This is a genomic window from Bradyrhizobium cajani, from assembly GCF_009759665.1.
GTDB classification, from domain to species: domain Bacteria; phylum Pseudomonadota; class Alphaproteobacteria; order Rhizobiales; family Xanthobacteraceae; genus Bradyrhizobium; species Bradyrhizobium cajani.
The window spans coordinates 20,304-34,009 of record NZ_WQNE01000022.1; the positions used below are offsets into that span (position 1 = coordinate 20,304).

Annotated in this window: 13 protein-coding genes; 11 read left to right on the top strand and 2 right to left on the bottom strand. The window is 65.4% G+C overall.

Annotated elements, in window-relative coordinates; all coding sequences use genetic code 11:
- Positions 1 to 329: 329 nt before the first annotated feature.
- From lptF to GPL20_RS24195, 8 genes are all read left to right on the top strand, one after another.
- Entirely contained in the window at positions 330 to 1,499 is a 1,170-nt protein-coding gene (lptF, locus tag GPL20_RS24160) for an LPS export ABC transporter permease LptF (protein ID WP_157332272.1), read from the top strand.
- A complete protein-coding gene (gene lptG, locus GPL20_RS24165; RefSeq protein WP_157332274.1) occupies positions 1,496 to 2,593 on the top strand; it encodes an LPS export ABC transporter permease LptG in 1,098 nt (365 codons plus the stop codon). The genes lptF and lptG overlap by 4 nt, the downstream gene beginning before the upstream one ends.
- On the top strand, positions 2,593 to 5,085 hold the full coding sequence (locus GPL20_RS24170) for an LPS-assembly protein LptD (RefSeq protein WP_254125225.1): 2,493 nt from the start codon (positions 2,593 to 2,595) through the stop codon (positions 5,083 to 5,085). Before lptG ends, GPL20_RS24170 begins: the two co-directional genes overlap by 1 nt.
- A gap of 67 nt (positions 5,086 to 5,152) precedes the next feature.
- Positions 5,153 to 6,088: a peptidylprolyl isomerase family protein gene (locus GPL20_RS24175; protein ID WP_167533185.1), complete on the top strand. Its 936-nt coding sequence runs from the start codon at positions 5,153 to 5,155 to the stop codon at positions 6,086 to 6,088.
- Complete coding sequence (pdxA, locus tag GPL20_RS24180) at positions 6,088 to 7,125, top strand: 4-hydroxythreonine-4-phosphate dehydrogenase PdxA (RefSeq protein WP_157332278.1); 1,038 nt, start codon at positions 6,088 to 6,090, stop codon at positions 7,123 to 7,125. The genes GPL20_RS24175 and pdxA overlap by 1 nt, the downstream gene beginning before the upstream one ends.
- Positions 7,125 to 7,985: a 16S rRNA (adenine(1518)-N(6)/adenine(1519)-N(6))-dimethyltransferase RsmA gene (gene rsmA / locus GPL20_RS24185; protein ID WP_157332280.1), complete on the top strand. Its 861-nt coding sequence runs from the start codon at positions 7,125 to 7,127 to the stop codon at positions 7,983 to 7,985. Before pdxA ends, rsmA begins: the two co-directional genes overlap by 1 nt.
- A 16-nt stretch (positions 7,986 to 8,001) precedes the next feature.
- On the top strand, positions 8,002 to 9,060 hold the full coding sequence (locus tag GPL20_RS24190; RefSeq protein WP_157332282.1) for an alcohol dehydrogenase: 1,059 nt from the start codon (positions 8,002 to 8,004) through the stop codon (positions 9,058 to 9,060).
- Positions 9,061 to 9,134: 74 nt separating this feature from the next.
- Entirely contained in the window at positions 9,135 to 9,371 is a 237-nt protein-coding gene (locus tag GPL20_RS24195) for a hypothetical protein (protein ID WP_157332284.1), read from the top strand.
- A 46-nt stretch (positions 9,372 to 9,417) separates the two neighbouring features.
- Here GPL20_RS24195 and GPL20_RS24200 read toward each other — a convergent pair whose 3' ends face one another.
- Both GPL20_RS24200 and GPL20_RS24205 read right to left on the bottom strand, forming a co-directional pair.
- A complete protein-coding gene (locus tag GPL20_RS24200) occupies positions 9,418 to 10,149 on the bottom strand; it encodes a Crp/Fnr family transcriptional regulator (RefSeq protein ID WP_157332286.1) in 732 nt (243 codons plus the stop codon).
- A gap of 146 nt (positions 10,150 to 10,295) precedes the next feature.
- Positions 10,296 to 10,520, bottom strand: a complete 225-nt coding sequence (locus GPL20_RS24205) for a hypothetical protein (RefSeq protein ID WP_157332288.1) — start codon at positions 10,518 to 10,520, stop codon at positions 10,296 to 10,298.
- A gap of 324 nt (positions 10,521 to 10,844) precedes the next feature.
- Here GPL20_RS24205 and GPL20_RS24210 point away from each other — a divergent pair, with 324 nt between their 5' ends.
- The 3 genes from GPL20_RS24210 (at position 10,845) to GPL20_RS24220 (ending at position 13,640) form a co-directional block, all read left to right on the top strand.
- Entirely contained in the window at positions 10,845 to 11,243 is a 399-nt protein-coding gene (locus tag GPL20_RS24210; protein ID WP_157332290.1) for a hypothetical protein, read from the top strand.
- Between the two features lie 532 nt (positions 11,244 to 11,775).
- On the top strand, positions 11,776 to 13,116 hold the full coding sequence (locus GPL20_RS24215; RefSeq protein ID WP_157332292.1) for a caspase family protein: 1,341 nt from the start codon (positions 11,776 to 11,778) through the stop codon (positions 13,114 to 13,116).
- A gap of 29 nt (positions 13,117 to 13,145) precedes the next feature.
- A complete protein-coding gene (locus GPL20_RS24220; RefSeq protein ID WP_157332294.1) occupies positions 13,146 to 13,640 on the top strand; it encodes a hypothetical protein in 495 nt (164 codons plus the stop codon).
- Positions 13,641 to 13,706 lie beyond the last annotated feature (66 nt).

Consider the following 13,706-nt stretch of genomic DNA (forward strand, 5'->3'; position numbering starts at 1 on the left):
CGAAAGCATGGGGCTTTTTCCGTTTGGCAGACCCGGCCACAGCCCCGGACCTGAACGGCGATTCACTGACGTTGCGCACTATGGGCCAGCTGCGGCGCAGATGCCAAGCACCCCCCGTGGCCGCCGGGCCACAACGGAGGAAATATTAACCATATATTGACGGTGCCACGGGGCAGCCATTTTGTTGACGGATCAAAGGGATGGTAGTGAGAGAGTAAGGCGGCGGAAGAAGTGGTTGGCCGACCCTTGGGGATCCCGTTTCGGGATGGGTCGAACAATCGGAATTCCGGACCTGAAGTGGGGTCTTGGTGGGAATCGTGCGGTAGCGCATGGGGTCGATCGATAGGTATATTTTCCGCACGACGCTGGCGTCGTTTGCGCTTGTCCTGGTCAGCCTCACCGGCGTGATCTGGATTACGCAGGCGTTGCGCGGCATCGACCTGATGACGAGCCAGGGCCAGACCATCCTGACCTTCCTTGGCATCACCGGCCTCGTCATTCCGGCGCTGGTCCTGATCATCTCGCCGATCGCGCTGATGATCGCGATCTCGCACACGCTGAACAAGCTCGCGACCGATTCTGAGATCATCGTGATGAATGCCGCCGGCTTCTCGCCGTTCCGGCTGTTCTATCCGTTCTTCTACGCCACCTGCGTGGTGGCGCTGCTGGTCGCCTTCATCGCGGCCTACCTCGCCCCCGACGGCATGCGGCGGATCAAGCAGTGGGACGCCGAGATCACCGCGGACGTGCTCACCAACATCCTCCAGCCCGGCCGCTTCGCCCAGCTCGACAAGAACCTGACGATCCGGATCCGCGAACGCCAGCCCGGCGGCATCCTCGCCGGCATCTTCATCGACGACCGCCGCGATCCGAACGAGCGCGTCTCGATCGTCGCCGAGCATGGCGAGGTCGTGAAGAACGAGAACGGGTCGTTCCTGGTGCTGAAGGACGGCAACCTCCAGCGGTTCGAGGCCGGCAAGCGCGATCCCGCGCTGGTCGCGTTCGGCCGCTACGGCTTCGACATGTCGAAATTCTCGGGCCAGGGGCACGACGTCACCCTCGGCATTCGCGAGCGCTATCTCTGGGAATTGTTCGCGCCGTCCGAGGACGATCCCGTCTACAAGGCCGTCCCCGGCCAGTTCCGCTCCGAGTTGCATGACCGCATCATGGCGCCGCTCTACCCCTTCGCCTTTGCGGCACTGACCTTCGCCTTCCTCGGCGCACCGCGCACCACGCGCCAGAGCCGCAACTTCTCGATCGGCGGCTCGGTGATCGCGGTGTTCGGCCTGCGCATGGCCGGATTCGCCTGCTCGGTGATGACGGTGAAGTCGCCGTCCGCGGCTCTGGTGCAATACGCGATGCTGGCGACCGCCATCGGCGGCGGCATCTGGCTGATCGTCGGCGGCATTGTGGTCGAACCGCCCGCTCGCCTCATGGAGGCCATCAACAGGTCGAACGCGCGCATCGCGCGGCTGTTCAGACGGCCGGCCACCGCATGAGCATGCTCACCAACACACTCGGGCGCTATTTCGCCGGGCGCTTCGTCGTCGCGGCGCTCGGCGTGTTCGCGAGCATTTTCCTGCTGCTGGTGCTGGTCGATTACATCGAGATGGTGCGCAAGACCTCTGGCCTTGCATCCGCCTCCGCGATCATGGTGGCCGAGACCTCGCTGTTCCGGGTGCCGCAGCTCCTGGAGAAGCTGACGCCGTTCTGCATGCTGATCGGGGCGATGACCTGCTATCTCGCCCTCTCCCGCCGGCTCGAGCTCGTGGTCGCGCGCGCCGCCGGCATCTCGGCATGGCAGTTCATCTCACCGGCCCTCGGCAGCGCGCTGCTGATCGGGGTGATCGCGACCATCGCCTACAATCCGATGTCGGCCAACCTGCGCGAACTCTCCAAGCGCATGGAGGCGGAGCTGTTCGGCTCGGCCCCCGGCGGCGGCATCCAGGATGCCTCCGGGTTCTGGCTCAACCAGGTGACCAGCGACGGCCAGACGATCATCAATGCGGCGCGCAGCGAGCAGCAGGGCGTGCGGCTCACGGGGCTGACGCTGTTCCGGTTTGACACAGAGCAGCACTTCAAGGAGCGGGTCGAGGCCCGCGAGGCGACGCTCGAATCCGGACATTGGCTGTTCAAGTCCGTCCGCCGCTTCACGCTGGACTCGCCGCCGGTCGACCAGGCCACCCTGGAGATTCCGACGACACTGACCGAAGCACAGGTCCGCAACAGCTTTTCCACACCGGAGACTGTGTCCTTTTGGCAACTACCGAGCTACATCCGCTCCTCCGAAAGCTCGGGCTTCGCGACAGCCGGATACCGACTCCAGTATCACAAGCTTCTGGCACAGCCGTTTTTGCTTGCAGCCATGGTGATGCTCGCGGCCTCAGTGTCGTTGCGTTTCTTCCGGATGGGCGGCGTGCAGAAGATGGTTTTGAGTGGCGTGGGCGCAGGCTTTCTGCTCTACGTTCTGTCGAAAGTAACTGAAGACTTGAGCAAGGCTGAGTTGATGCATCCGATCGCTGCGGCGTGGTTGCCCGTAGTGGTGGGCGGCCTCACCGGCTTTTTGGCCTTGTTGTACCAGGAGGACGGTTAGTGACTGCCGTCCATCGAGGACCCGTGTCTCGTTTGACGCGGCGCACATCGGTGCGCGCGAACGGGGGCGGCTTGTCCATTCGCAGGCTCCTGCTCGCTGTCGTCACTGCCGCCTCGCTCGGCGGGCTGATTGATGCTGCCGCCGTGGTGCCGGCCACGGCCCAGAGCTTCACCTACAATCCGCTGCCGCCGCGTCCGAAGCCGCCGAAGGTCGCCAACGACAACCAGATGCTGGTTCAGGCGACCGAGGTCGACTACGACTACAACAATTCGCGTGTCTCCGCGGTCGGCAACGTCCAGCTGTTCTACAACGGCACCAGCGTCGAGGCCGACAGGGTCATCTACGACCAGAAGACCAAGCGGCTGCACGCCGAAGGCAACATCCGCATGACGGATGCCGACGGCAAGATCACCTATGCCGAGATCCTGGATCTCTCCGACGATTACCGCGACGGTTTCGTCGATTCGCTGCGCGTGGACACCGCCGACCAGACCCGCATGGCCGCGAGCCGCGCCGACCGTTCCAGCGGCAACTACACGGTGTTCGAGAACGGCGTCTACACGGCCTGCGCGCCGTGTAAGGACGATCCGAAGAAGCCGCCGCTGTGGCAGGTCAAGGGTGCCCGCATCATCCACGACCAGCAGGAGAAGATGCTTTATTTCGAGACGGCGCAGCTCGAATTCTTCGGCGTGCCGCTCGCCTACATGCCCTATTTCTCGACGCCCGATCCGACCGTGAAGCGCAAGACCGGCTTCCTGATGCCGGGCTTCACGTCGAACACGCCGTTCGGCTATGGCGTCGAAGTTCCGTTCTACTGGGCAATCGCGCCCGACATGGACATGACCTTCAGCCCGCGCATCACGTCGCGGCAGGGCGTGCTGTTCCAGACCGAGTTCCGCCAGCGCCTGCTGGACGGCGCCTACCAGATCCGTGTCTACGGCATCGACCAGCTCGACCCCGGCGCGCTCGCCGGCCAGCCCGGCGACCGCCAGTTCCGCGGCGCCGTCGACACCAAGGGTCAGTTCGCGCTGAACGACAAGTGGGTCTGGGGCTGGGACGGAGTAGTCATGTCCGACTACTACTTCTTCTCGGACTACCGGCTGTCGCAGTACCGCGATCCGCTGGGCTCGTTCCTGTATCTGCCGACCGACGCATTGTCGCAACTTTACCTGACCGGCGTCGGCAATCGCAGCTTCTTCGATGCGCGCACGATGTACTGGCTGAGCTACTCGGGCAACCAGAGCCAGGTGCCGATCGTCTATCCTGTGATCGACTATTCGAACGTGCTCAACTATCCGGTGTTCGGCGGCGAGTTCAGCTACAAGACCAATTTCGTGAACATGTCGCGTGACACCGCCGTGTTCGACCCGATCACGACGCTCGCCAACACCAGCAGCCTGTGCACGACCACATCGGCCGATCCGCTCGCGCGGACGCCGTCGCAGTGCCTGCTGCGCGGCTTCCCGGGCACCTACACCCGCCTCACGGCCGAAGCGCAGTGGCGCAAGTCCTTCACCGATCCGTTCGGCCAGATCTGGACCCCGTTCGCCAGCCTCCGCGCCGACGCGATCAACTCGTCGATCTCGAACCAGCCGGGCGTGTCGAACTTCCTTCCCGTCGGCGACACCCAGGCGTTCCGCCTGATGCCGACCGTCGGTCTCGAATACCGCTACCCCTTCATCAACGTTCAGCCCTGGGGTTCCACCACCATCGAGCCGATCGCGCAGATCATCATTCGGCCGAACGAGACCTATGCCGGCAAGCTCCCCAACGAGGACGCCCAGAGCATGGTGTTCGACTCCTCGAACCTGTTCAGCGTCGACAAGTTCTCCGGCTACGACCGCGTCGAGGGCGGCGGCCGCGCCAATGTCGGCGTGCAGTCCACCACGCAGTTCGACAAGGGCGGCGCCGTCAAGGTGCTGTTCGGCCAGTCCTACCAGCTGTTCGGCATGAACTCCTTCGCGGTTCAGGACTCCATCAACACCGGCCTCGATTCCGGCCTCGACAAGCCCCGCTCCGACTACGTGGCAGGCGCCAGCTATTCGCCCAACAGCACCTACACGTTCAGCGTCCGCTCTCGCATGGACGAGCAGACCTGGAACGTGCAGCGCTTCGAGGCGGAAGGCCGCGCCAACTTCAATCGCTGGTCGGTCAGCATGATGTACGGCAATTACGCCGCGCAGCCGGAACTCGGCTATCTGACACGCCGCGAAGGCATCCTGACCTCGGGCTCGATCAAGGTCGCGGCCAACTGGGTGGTGAGCGGCTCGGCGCGCTGGGACCTCGAGGCCAACAAGCTCAACCAGTATGTGCTCGGCGCCGGCTATGTCGACGATTGCTTCGTGCTGGCGGCGAACTACGTAACTTCGTATAGCTACTCGGCAGGCACGGCGCCGCCTGTACTGAGCCACGCGTTCATGTTCCAGATCGGCTTGCGCACGCTGGCGACCTCGACGGGGTCCAGCACTTCCGGCCTGACCGGCATGCAATGAACCATTTGAAGTGACGGCCGGGCGTTCCCGATCGCAAGCGCGCCCGGCTGACATGCGAGCGACCATCATGACGACCCCACTGCCTGCCTTCCGCCTCCTCCTCGCCATCGGTGCCGGGCTGATTCTGACCGCCCTGCCCGCGCCCTCGCGCGCGCAGAACATCGTCGTCATGGTCAACGGCGATCCGATCACCGATTTCGACATCGAGCAGCGTTCCAAGCTCGATCAGCTGACGACGCAGAAGACCCCGAGCCGGCAGGAGGTCATCAACGAGCTGATCGACGACAAGGTGAAGATCAAGGAAGGCAAGAAGTACGGCGTCGATCCCGGCGTTTCCGATATCAACCAGTCCTACGACGGCATGGCGCAGCGTATGCGCATCACCCCGGATCAGCTCACCAAGTCGCTCGAGAGCAAGGGCGTCCGTCCCGAGACCCTGAAGAGCCGGATGAGGTCCGAGATGGTTTGGACGAGCCTGGTTCGCGGCCGCTACAAGGAGAAGCTGTTGGTCGGCGAGCGCGACGTCGCGCAGGCCGTGCAGGCCCAGGCCGGCGAGAAGCTCCAGGTCGAGGGCACCGAATACAAGATGCAGCCGATCGTGCTGATCGTGCCGCGCGGCTCGACCCCGGCGTTCCTGGACACACGGAAGAAGGAAGCCGAGAGCTATCGCGCGCGCGTTGCGAGCTGCGAGGAAGCCAACTCGCTGTTCCGCTCGACGCCGAACGCCACCATTCGCGACAGCGTCACCAAGACCACCGCGGAATTGCCCGAGGCGCTGCGCAAGGTGCTCGACGATACGCCGATCGGCCACCTGACGGCGCCCGAGATGACCAAGAACGGCATCGAGATGGTGGTGCTGTGCTCGCGCAAGCCGACCATGATCGACACGCCGAAGAAGCGCGAGATCCGCGAGAAGATGTACACCGAGAAGTACGAGAAGACCCAGAAGGCCTATCTCGACGAGCTCCGCAAGGCGGCGATGATCGAATATCGCAACCGCTGATGGCCAAGTCGTTCATAGAGCCTTCCATCAAGCACCCGGCAAAGCCGCTCGCCCTCACCCTGGGAGAACCCGCCGGCATCGGTCCCGACATCACGATCGCCGCCTGGCTCCGCCGCCGCGAACTGAACCTGCCGGCGTTCTACCTGCTCGGCGACGAGGCGCTGATCGCCCGCCGCGCCAAAGCGCTCGGAGCCGAGATCAGGATCGCCGCCGTGAGCGCCAGCGCGGCCGAAGCCGCCTTCGCCGAGGCGCTGCCGGTGGTTGCGACCGGCGAGCATGCGACGGCCGAGCCCGGCAAGCCCGACGCATCGAGCGCACCGGCGGCGCTCGCTTCGATCCGGCAGGCGGTCGCTGACGTCCGTGAGGGCCGCGCCGGCGCGGTCGTCACCAATCCGATCGCCAAGAGCGTGCTCTATCGCGCCGGCTTCCGCCATCCCGGCCACACCGAATACCTCGCCGAGCTTGCCGCGGAGGACGGCCGCATGCCGCAACCGGTGATGATGCTGTGGTCGCCGCGGCTCGCCGTGGTGCCGGTGACGATCCACGTCTCGCTGCGCGATGCGCTCGGCCAGCTCTCCAGCGACCTGATCGTCTCGACCGTGCGCATCGTCGCAACCGAGCTGACATCCCGCTTCGGCATCGCCCGGCCGCGGATCGCGATCTCCGGCCTCAACCCGCATGCCGGCGAGGACGGCTCGCTCGGCCACGAGGAGCAGACGGTGATCGCACCGGCGCTCAAAATCTTGCGCAGCGCCGGCATCGAAGCCAGGGGTCCATTGCCCGCCGACACCATGTTCCACGAGGCCGCGCGACAAACCTACGACTGCGCGGTCTGCATGTATCACGACCAGGCGCTGATCCCGATCAAGACGGTCGCCTTCGACGACGCCGTCAACGTCACGCTCGGCCTGCCGTTCATCCGCACCTCGCCCGATCACGGCACCGCCTTCGACATCGCCGGCACGGGCAAGGCTAATCCGGCCAGCCTGATCGCGGCGCTCCAGCTCGCCAGCCGCATGGCGGCTGCGAGTATCTGATGAGCGCGATCGACGACCTCCCGCCGCTGCGCGAGGTCATTCGCCAGCATTCGCTGTCCGCCCGCAAATCGCTCGGCCAGAATTTCCTGCTCGACCTCAATCTCACCGCGCGCATCGCGCGCGCGGCCGGGCCGCTCGAAGACGCCACCATTGTCGAGATCGGCCCGGGCCCGGGCGGGCTGACGCGCGCCCTGCTCGCACTCGGCGCGAGGCGCGTCATCGCCATCGAGCATGACGAGCGCGCGATCCCGGCGCTGGAGGATATCTCCGCCCGCTATCCCGGCCGGCTCGAGATCGTGCATGGCGACGCCATGACCTTCGATCCGCGCCCGCTGCTCGATGGCGGCAAGGTCAAGATCGTCGCCAACCTGCCCTACAACATCGCGACCCAGCTCCTCATCAACTGGCTCACGATCGAGCCCTGGCCGCCCTGGTACGAGATGATGGTGCTGATGTTCCAGCGCGAGGTCGGCGAGCGCATCGTCGCGCGCGAGGACGAGGAAGCCTACGGCCGCCTCGGCGTGCTCGCCAACTGGCGCTGCGAGACGAAGATCCTGTTCGACATCTCGCCGTCCGCCTTCGTGCCGCCGCCGAAGGTGACTTCCTCGGTCGTGCGCCTGGTGCCGCGTGAAAAGCCTCTGCCCTGCGATCGCAGGCTGCTCGAACAGGTCGCGGCGGCGGCCTTCGGTCAACGCCGCAAGATGTTGCGCCAGAGCCTGAAATCGCTGGGCGTCGATCCGGCGCGGCTCGCCGCGGCTGCCGGCGTCGATGCGACGCGACGCGCGGAGACCATTCCGATTGCGGGCTTTGTTGCCATGGCGTGTGAATTGGCCAATATACGAGGCGAAGCAGAGAGATAATTTCGGAGGAAGAAATATGGCGCTGATGCGCAGGCAATCCCTGGTCAAGTTCGACGCGCCCTTGTGCGAGACCATCGTCGACACGCCCAAGCCGCAAGGCGCCGAGGTGCTGGTGCGCATCGAGCGCTGCGGCCTCTGCCATTCCGACCTGCACATCCAGGACGGCTACGCCGATCTCGGCGGCGGCAAGAAGCTTGACACCACGCGCGGCATGACGCTGCCCTTCACGCTCGGCCACGAGATCGCCGGCGTCGTCGACGAAGTCGGCCCCGACGTGCCCGCCGGCCTTGTCGGCGCGAAGAAGGCGGTGTTTCCCTGGATCGGCTGCGGACAGTGCCGCGACTGCAAGAACGGCGACGAGAACCTCTGCGTCAAGCAGCGCTTCCTCGGCGTGTCCATCGACGGCGGCTTCGCCACTCACGTGCTGGTGCCCGACGCAAAGTACCTGCTCGACTACGATCCCCTGCCCGTGAACCAGGCCGCGACGCTGATGTGCTCCGGCGTGACCGCCTACGGCGCGCTCAAGCGTCTGGTCGACCGTCCGCGCCAGCGCAATCTCTTGCTGATCGGTCTCGGCGGCGTCGGCATGATGGGACTGTCGTTCGCGCAGGCGATGTTCAAGCAGCCGATCACGGTCGCCGACCTCAGCCCGGCCGCGCGCGACACCGCGCTGAAGAACGGCGCAGCTGGCGCCTACGATCCCGCCGAGCCCGACGTGATCAAGCGCATCCTCAAGGAAACCGATGGCGGCTTCGACGAGATCGTCGATTTCGCCGGCAACGAGAAGTCGATGGCCTTCGCGGTCGCCGTCGCTGCCCGTGGCGGCAAGATCGTGGTCTCCGGCCTGATGGGCGGCCAGTTCACGCTGCCGATGGTGCAATGGGTCTACAAGCGCATGACCATCGAGGGCTTCATGGTCGGCACGCTCGCGGAGGCTCACGAGCTGATGGCGCTCGCCCGCGCCGGCAAGATCAAGCCGACGCCGATGCGCGAGGAGCCGATGGGCGACGTGCAGAAGTGGATCGACGAGCTCCGCGCCGGCAAGGTCGTCGGCCGCATCGTGCTGAAGAACTGACCCCACCGCGGCGGGCCCGACGCAAGTCCTGCCCGCCGCACGGAACGCCTTCGGCTGCGCTGCGTTGGCAGCGCATGTCCATTCGCTGCACCGTCGAGAGCGCATTCTTCATCGCCTGGAGCTTCCTGGAGCAGAGCGGCGAGCTCGGTCCTCCGGACGAGAGCGCGAACGTCATTCTCGATGCCATCGAAGCACAGCTCAAGACCGGCGAGCGCCGGCAGTTGATGCTCGCCAACAGGGCGATCGACGCCTACCGCGCGCACGCCGCGAAAAGCCGACGGTCACCGGACCGCGAAACACGCACCGGGTGACGGAGTTTGTCGATGCCCTGACGGCTAGCCGCTTGGGCCTGCCCGTTCACGGCAACGACTGGCGCTTCAGATGCAGATAGGCCGGAGTGAAATCGCCGAGCCGCTGCAAGTCACGCCATTTCAGGACGATCAGCTCGCCCTCGCGCAAATCCATGGTTCCGCTTCCGCGCAGTTCCGCGAGCGTCCGGTTGACGGTCGCGATCGCCATGCCCAGCGTCTCGCCAAGCTGGGCCAGGCTGATCGGCAGGTGGAAGCGATTGCCGCGAACGAGCTGCGCCGCGCGGGCGCGGTAGAACAGCTCGCAGAACAGGTGCGCCATGCGCACCTGCATCGGCCGGGCGCTGTTGTTGGTGATGGCCTCGCGAAAGATCGAGGCATCGAGCAGCGTCTCGCGCCAGACCGAAAATGCAAAGGTGGGTTGCCGCCGGAACGCTGCGAACATCTCGCGGTGGGGAATGAAGGCGACGGTAGCCGGCCCGAGCGCGCTGAGCCCGTGGTCCATCTGGTCGATGAAGAGGCCCTGGGCGTCAGGCAGGTCGCCGGCGATGTGAAAGCCGAGATACTGCCGCCGCCCGCTGTCGAGCAGATGATAACGCGCGACCATGCCGGAGACGACCAGGGCTGCGACATTGGGCACGTCGCCCTGCCGGATGAAGTCCTCGCTCGGCGCGAAATCGCGCTGAATGAAGGTGAGCGCGCGAATCTCGACGACGTCCTCCGGCCCGAGAGCGGTGTGCTCGCTCAGGTTCCGGATCAGGACCTCGTGCGCCTTGTCCATGCGGCTCGCCGAAAATCGCGCCGAGGGTATCAAATGATACATCTGGCCGGCGCCTCGGGGACTAGAACTCGAACCGGAAGCACAGGTTGCTAACCGCGATGGATGCAGATCTCGCTGGCCTCGGGCAGTCCATCGTCGCTCAATCGCTACTTCTTCTTGTCGCCTGTCCTGCGTTCTCTGGACGCATCTTTCGTCTCGGGCTGGTTTGCCCGATTGGCATTCATGCCTGTGGTGTCCATCGCTCCCTTTTCCGTGGCACCGTTCGTATTCTCCGGCCTTTCCATGCCGGTCTGCGGAGCCGGACCGGTATTCTGGGCGATGACCGGCCCGGACATGGCTGCAAATGCGATCGCCGCAAAGAGCGCTTTCATGGGCATCTCCCTCGTCTCATGAATGACGTGGCCGCGCGAGAGTTGTTCCCCGGTGTGCGGCGAGCTGCGGCCCAGAGCAGCACCGGCCGTGATAGCGAGATGATCCGTGATCAAGGATCGCGCGACGCTACAGGGCAGCACGATTGGCGTTCTTGACGGCGGCTCGGGAACCGAATGCGCGCTGGCTTTCGACCGCATCACCAGGATGCTTGATTTAAGTCAAGTCAGGCGCCGATGAGAAGCTGAGCTTCCCGGAGGGTGCTGATCCTCGCGGGGTGGCATCGCCTTGGTGTTGCACGGCACCCCAACTCACGGAGGAACGCCATGCTTCGATATGTTCTCGCTGCGCTGGCAGCTCTCGTCCTGATCACCGTCAGCCTGATTCCAGATGAAGCCTATGCCCGCCGTGGCGGTGGCGGATATCACGGAGGCGGCATGCGCGGCGCTCACATCGGCGGCGGCGCTGTTCATCGTGGCGGCGGATATCGAGTGGCGGGTCGCGGCTATGGATACCGCCCAATCCCCGGACGACCGGTCGCCAGGGGCGTTTACCGCAATGCAGCCTATCGCGGTGCCTATAGAGGCGCAGCCTATGGCCTGGGAGCGGCAGCAGTAGGAGCCGCCGCAGCTGGAGCTTACGGCTACTACAACAGCGGCTGCACCTACGACAGCTACGGTAATCGGGTTTGCCCGGGACAATATCCTTACGGGTATCGGTACTGACAGAAACCGCTTGGGGCGGACGGTTGTGCGCCGAGAGCACGGCCGTCCGCGTCCGGTTGCCCTGCTGAACGAGCGGCAGAGGTCTCTGCAACGCATGTCGATGCATGCACGTCGAAATCCTCGGCGGTATCGTTGCCGCTCGCATCGCGAAAGGCCCCCATTTCGAGATGCGTGCGCGAGCACGCAGGCCCGGGAAGCCATCGGGCCGCATGCATTGCAAGCGAAATGGATTCCAGGTCAGCGCCTGCGCGCACCGGGGACTTGCGGGTTGCCGACGCCGCCCGGCCTTCCCTGCGCCCTTGGCTTTCATTGGGCGATCAAATCAATGCAAGACCCGGGCAGAGCCTGCCGCGAGAAAGCGAAGCCATGGCCCCTCTCGTCATGGCCGGGGGGCCTGCCCCGGGGCGCCCACGCGTTGCCGCACCGGACAAAGAGCGTGGAAGCCCGGACATGACGACCTGTACGAATGTCGCACCGCTTTTCGCCCGCGCGCCTGGCTGGTAGACTGGCGCTATTACTTTGAGGAATTTAGATGCGCGCGAGGATTTTTGATCGCGTCATGGGGCTGGCGGCGCTGGTCCTGCTTGTCGTCACTGCTGCGCCGGCATCGGCCGAGAAACGCATCGCGCTGGTGGTCGGCAACTCCGCCTACAAGAACATCACGCCGCTGGACAATCCGTCCAAGGACGCGAGCCTGATGGCGGCGACACTCTCGGCGGTCGGCTTCACACTCGTTGGCGGACGCGCCCAGCTCGACCTCGACAAGGGCGCGATGGACATCGCGGTGCAGAGCTTCGGCCGGCAGGTCCAGGGCGCTGACGTTGCGCTGTTCTATTATGCCGGCCACGGCGTGCAGGTCGCCGGCTCGAATTATCTCGTGCCTGTCGGCGCCAACCCGACGCGCGAGGCCGACGTCGATTTCCAGATGACCGACGTCAATCTCGTGCTGCGCCAGATGCAGGGCTCCGGCACGCGCCTCAACCTCGTCGTCCTCGATGCCTGCCGCAACAACCCGTTTGGCTCACGCGGCTTGCGCGCCTCCGACGGTGGGCTTGCGCAGATGCGTGCTCCCGAGGGTACGCTGATCTCCTATGCGACGCAGCCCGGCAACGTCGCCCAGGACGGCAGCGACGGCCACAGCCCCTATACGAAGGCGCTCGCGGCAACTGTCCGCACCGCGGGCCTCGACGTATTCCAGACCTTCAACCAAGTCGGCCTCGCGGTGAAGCGCGCCACCGCCGGCGCGCAGCAACCCTGGGTCTCCTCATCGCCGATCGACGGCACCTTCTATTTCGTGCCGCCGACGCAAACCGCGCCGCCGCAGGTCGCCGCGATGCAGCCCGATCCGCTGGCGGCGGAACGCCTGCGCGCCGATCCCGACCGGGTGCCTTTGCGTGATGCCGCCCTCCTCAGCGAATTGAGCGAGCGGCTGTACGAGCTCAATTTCGACCCTGACACCCCCGACGGACTCACCCGCGCGATCACCAAACTCCAGCAGCGGATTTCCATGGCGCCGACCGGAGAACCGACCGAAGGTCTGCTGCTGCGGATGCGCAAGATGGACGATCTGAGGCCGTGGGGCTCGATCGTCTACGGCGCCGACAGCAGCAAATGGGGCATGTCGTGGAACCACGCCTCGCGGCGCGCGGCGGTGGCGGATGCGCGCGGCAATTGCGCCGGCGCCAAATGTCCGGTCGAGCTCTCGTTCTACGGCAACAGTTGCGGCGCCTTCGCGATTTCCGACAAGTCCTGGTCGCTGGTCCAGCGCGACAGCGTCCAACGCGCCAGGGAGGCCGCGCTTGACGAATGCGGCAAGGCTGGCAAAGCTTGCCGCATTATAGGATCCGTCTGTGCCGACGGCTCCGGCCGCTAATGCAATCTTTCTTTTTTGGATTTTTGCTCATGCGCAATGCCGTCACCCCTGCCTTTGCCCTCGCCTTGCTGCTCGCTCTCGCCACGTCGCCCAGCTTCGCCCAGTCCGGCAGCGCCGGCGGCTCGATCGGCAATGACGAGAAGTCGCTGTCCGGCTCGCGCTCGGAGCGCTCGGCCGAGCCTGCCCCATCCCCGCGCCGGAGCAAGCCGGCGGCCGAAGAGCCGCGCGCCTCGTCGCGGCGTAGCAGCGGTGGTGGAGGCGGCGGTGGCGGCTTTGACGGCGCCTGGGTAGTCACCAGCGTCGGCTGCGGCGGCAGCACATCCGGCGCGGTCGTCGTCTCCTCAGGCAAGGTCATCGGCCAAGGCGTGAGCGGGACCGTCAGCCCGAGCGGCGCAGTCAGCACGTTCGGTCAGGGCGACGGCGTGACCTTCACAAGCTCCGGCCGTCTGGCGGCCCGGCGCGGTTCCGGAACCTGGCGCCGCTCCGACGGCTGCGGCGGAACCTGGAGTTCGTCGAAGCAATAATTCGCGGAAATGCCTGAATTCGCGGCGGAACGAACGCCGCGCAGGCCCAATTCAGGTCACATCGTC

Bases quoted from the DNA above. Each gene is read 5' to 3' on its own strand.
- lptF (WP_157332272.1), top strand. From the start codon at position 330: ATGGGGTCGATCGATAGGTATATTTTCCGCACGACGCTGGCGTCGTTT.
- lptG (WP_157332274.1), top strand. From the start codon at position 1,496: ATGAGCATGCTCACCAACACACTCGGGCGCTATTTCGCCGGGCGCTTC.
- GPL20_RS24175 (WP_167533185.1), top strand. From the start codon at position 5,153: ATGACGACCCCACTGCCTGCCTTCCGCCTCCTCCTCGCCATCGGTGCC.
- pdxA (WP_157332278.1), top strand. From the start codon at position 6,088: ATGGCCAAGTCGTTCATAGAGCCTTCCATCAAGCACCCGGCAAAGCCG.
- rsmA (WP_157332280.1), top strand. From the start codon at position 7,125: ATGAGCGCGATCGACGACCTCCCGCCGCTGCGCGAGGTCATTCGCCAG.
- GPL20_RS24190 (WP_157332282.1), top strand. From the start codon at position 8,002: ATGGCGCTGATGCGCAGGCAATCCCTGGTCAAGTTCGACGCGCCCTTG.
- GPL20_RS24195 (WP_157332284.1), top strand. From the start codon at position 9,135: ATGTCCATTCGCTGCACCGTCGAGAGCGCATTCTTCATCGCCTGGAGC.
- GPL20_RS24200 (WP_157332286.1), bottom strand. From the start codon at position 10,149: ATGGACAAGGCGCACGAGGTCCTGATCCGGAACCTGAGCGAGCACACC.
- GPL20_RS24205 (WP_157332288.1), bottom strand. From the start codon at position 10,520: ATGAAAGCGCTCTTTGCGGCGATCGCATTTGCAGCCATGTCCGGGCCG.
- GPL20_RS24210 (WP_157332290.1), top strand. From the start codon at position 10,845: ATGCTTCGATATGTTCTCGCTGCGCTGGCAGCTCTCGTCCTGATCACC.
- GPL20_RS24215 (WP_157332292.1), top strand. From the start codon at position 11,776: ATGCGCGCGAGGATTTTTGATCGCGTCATGGGGCTGGCGGCGCTGGTC.
- GPL20_RS24220 (WP_157332294.1), top strand. From the start codon at position 13,146: ATGCGCAATGCCGTCACCCCTGCCTTTGCCCTCGCCTTGCTGCTCGCT.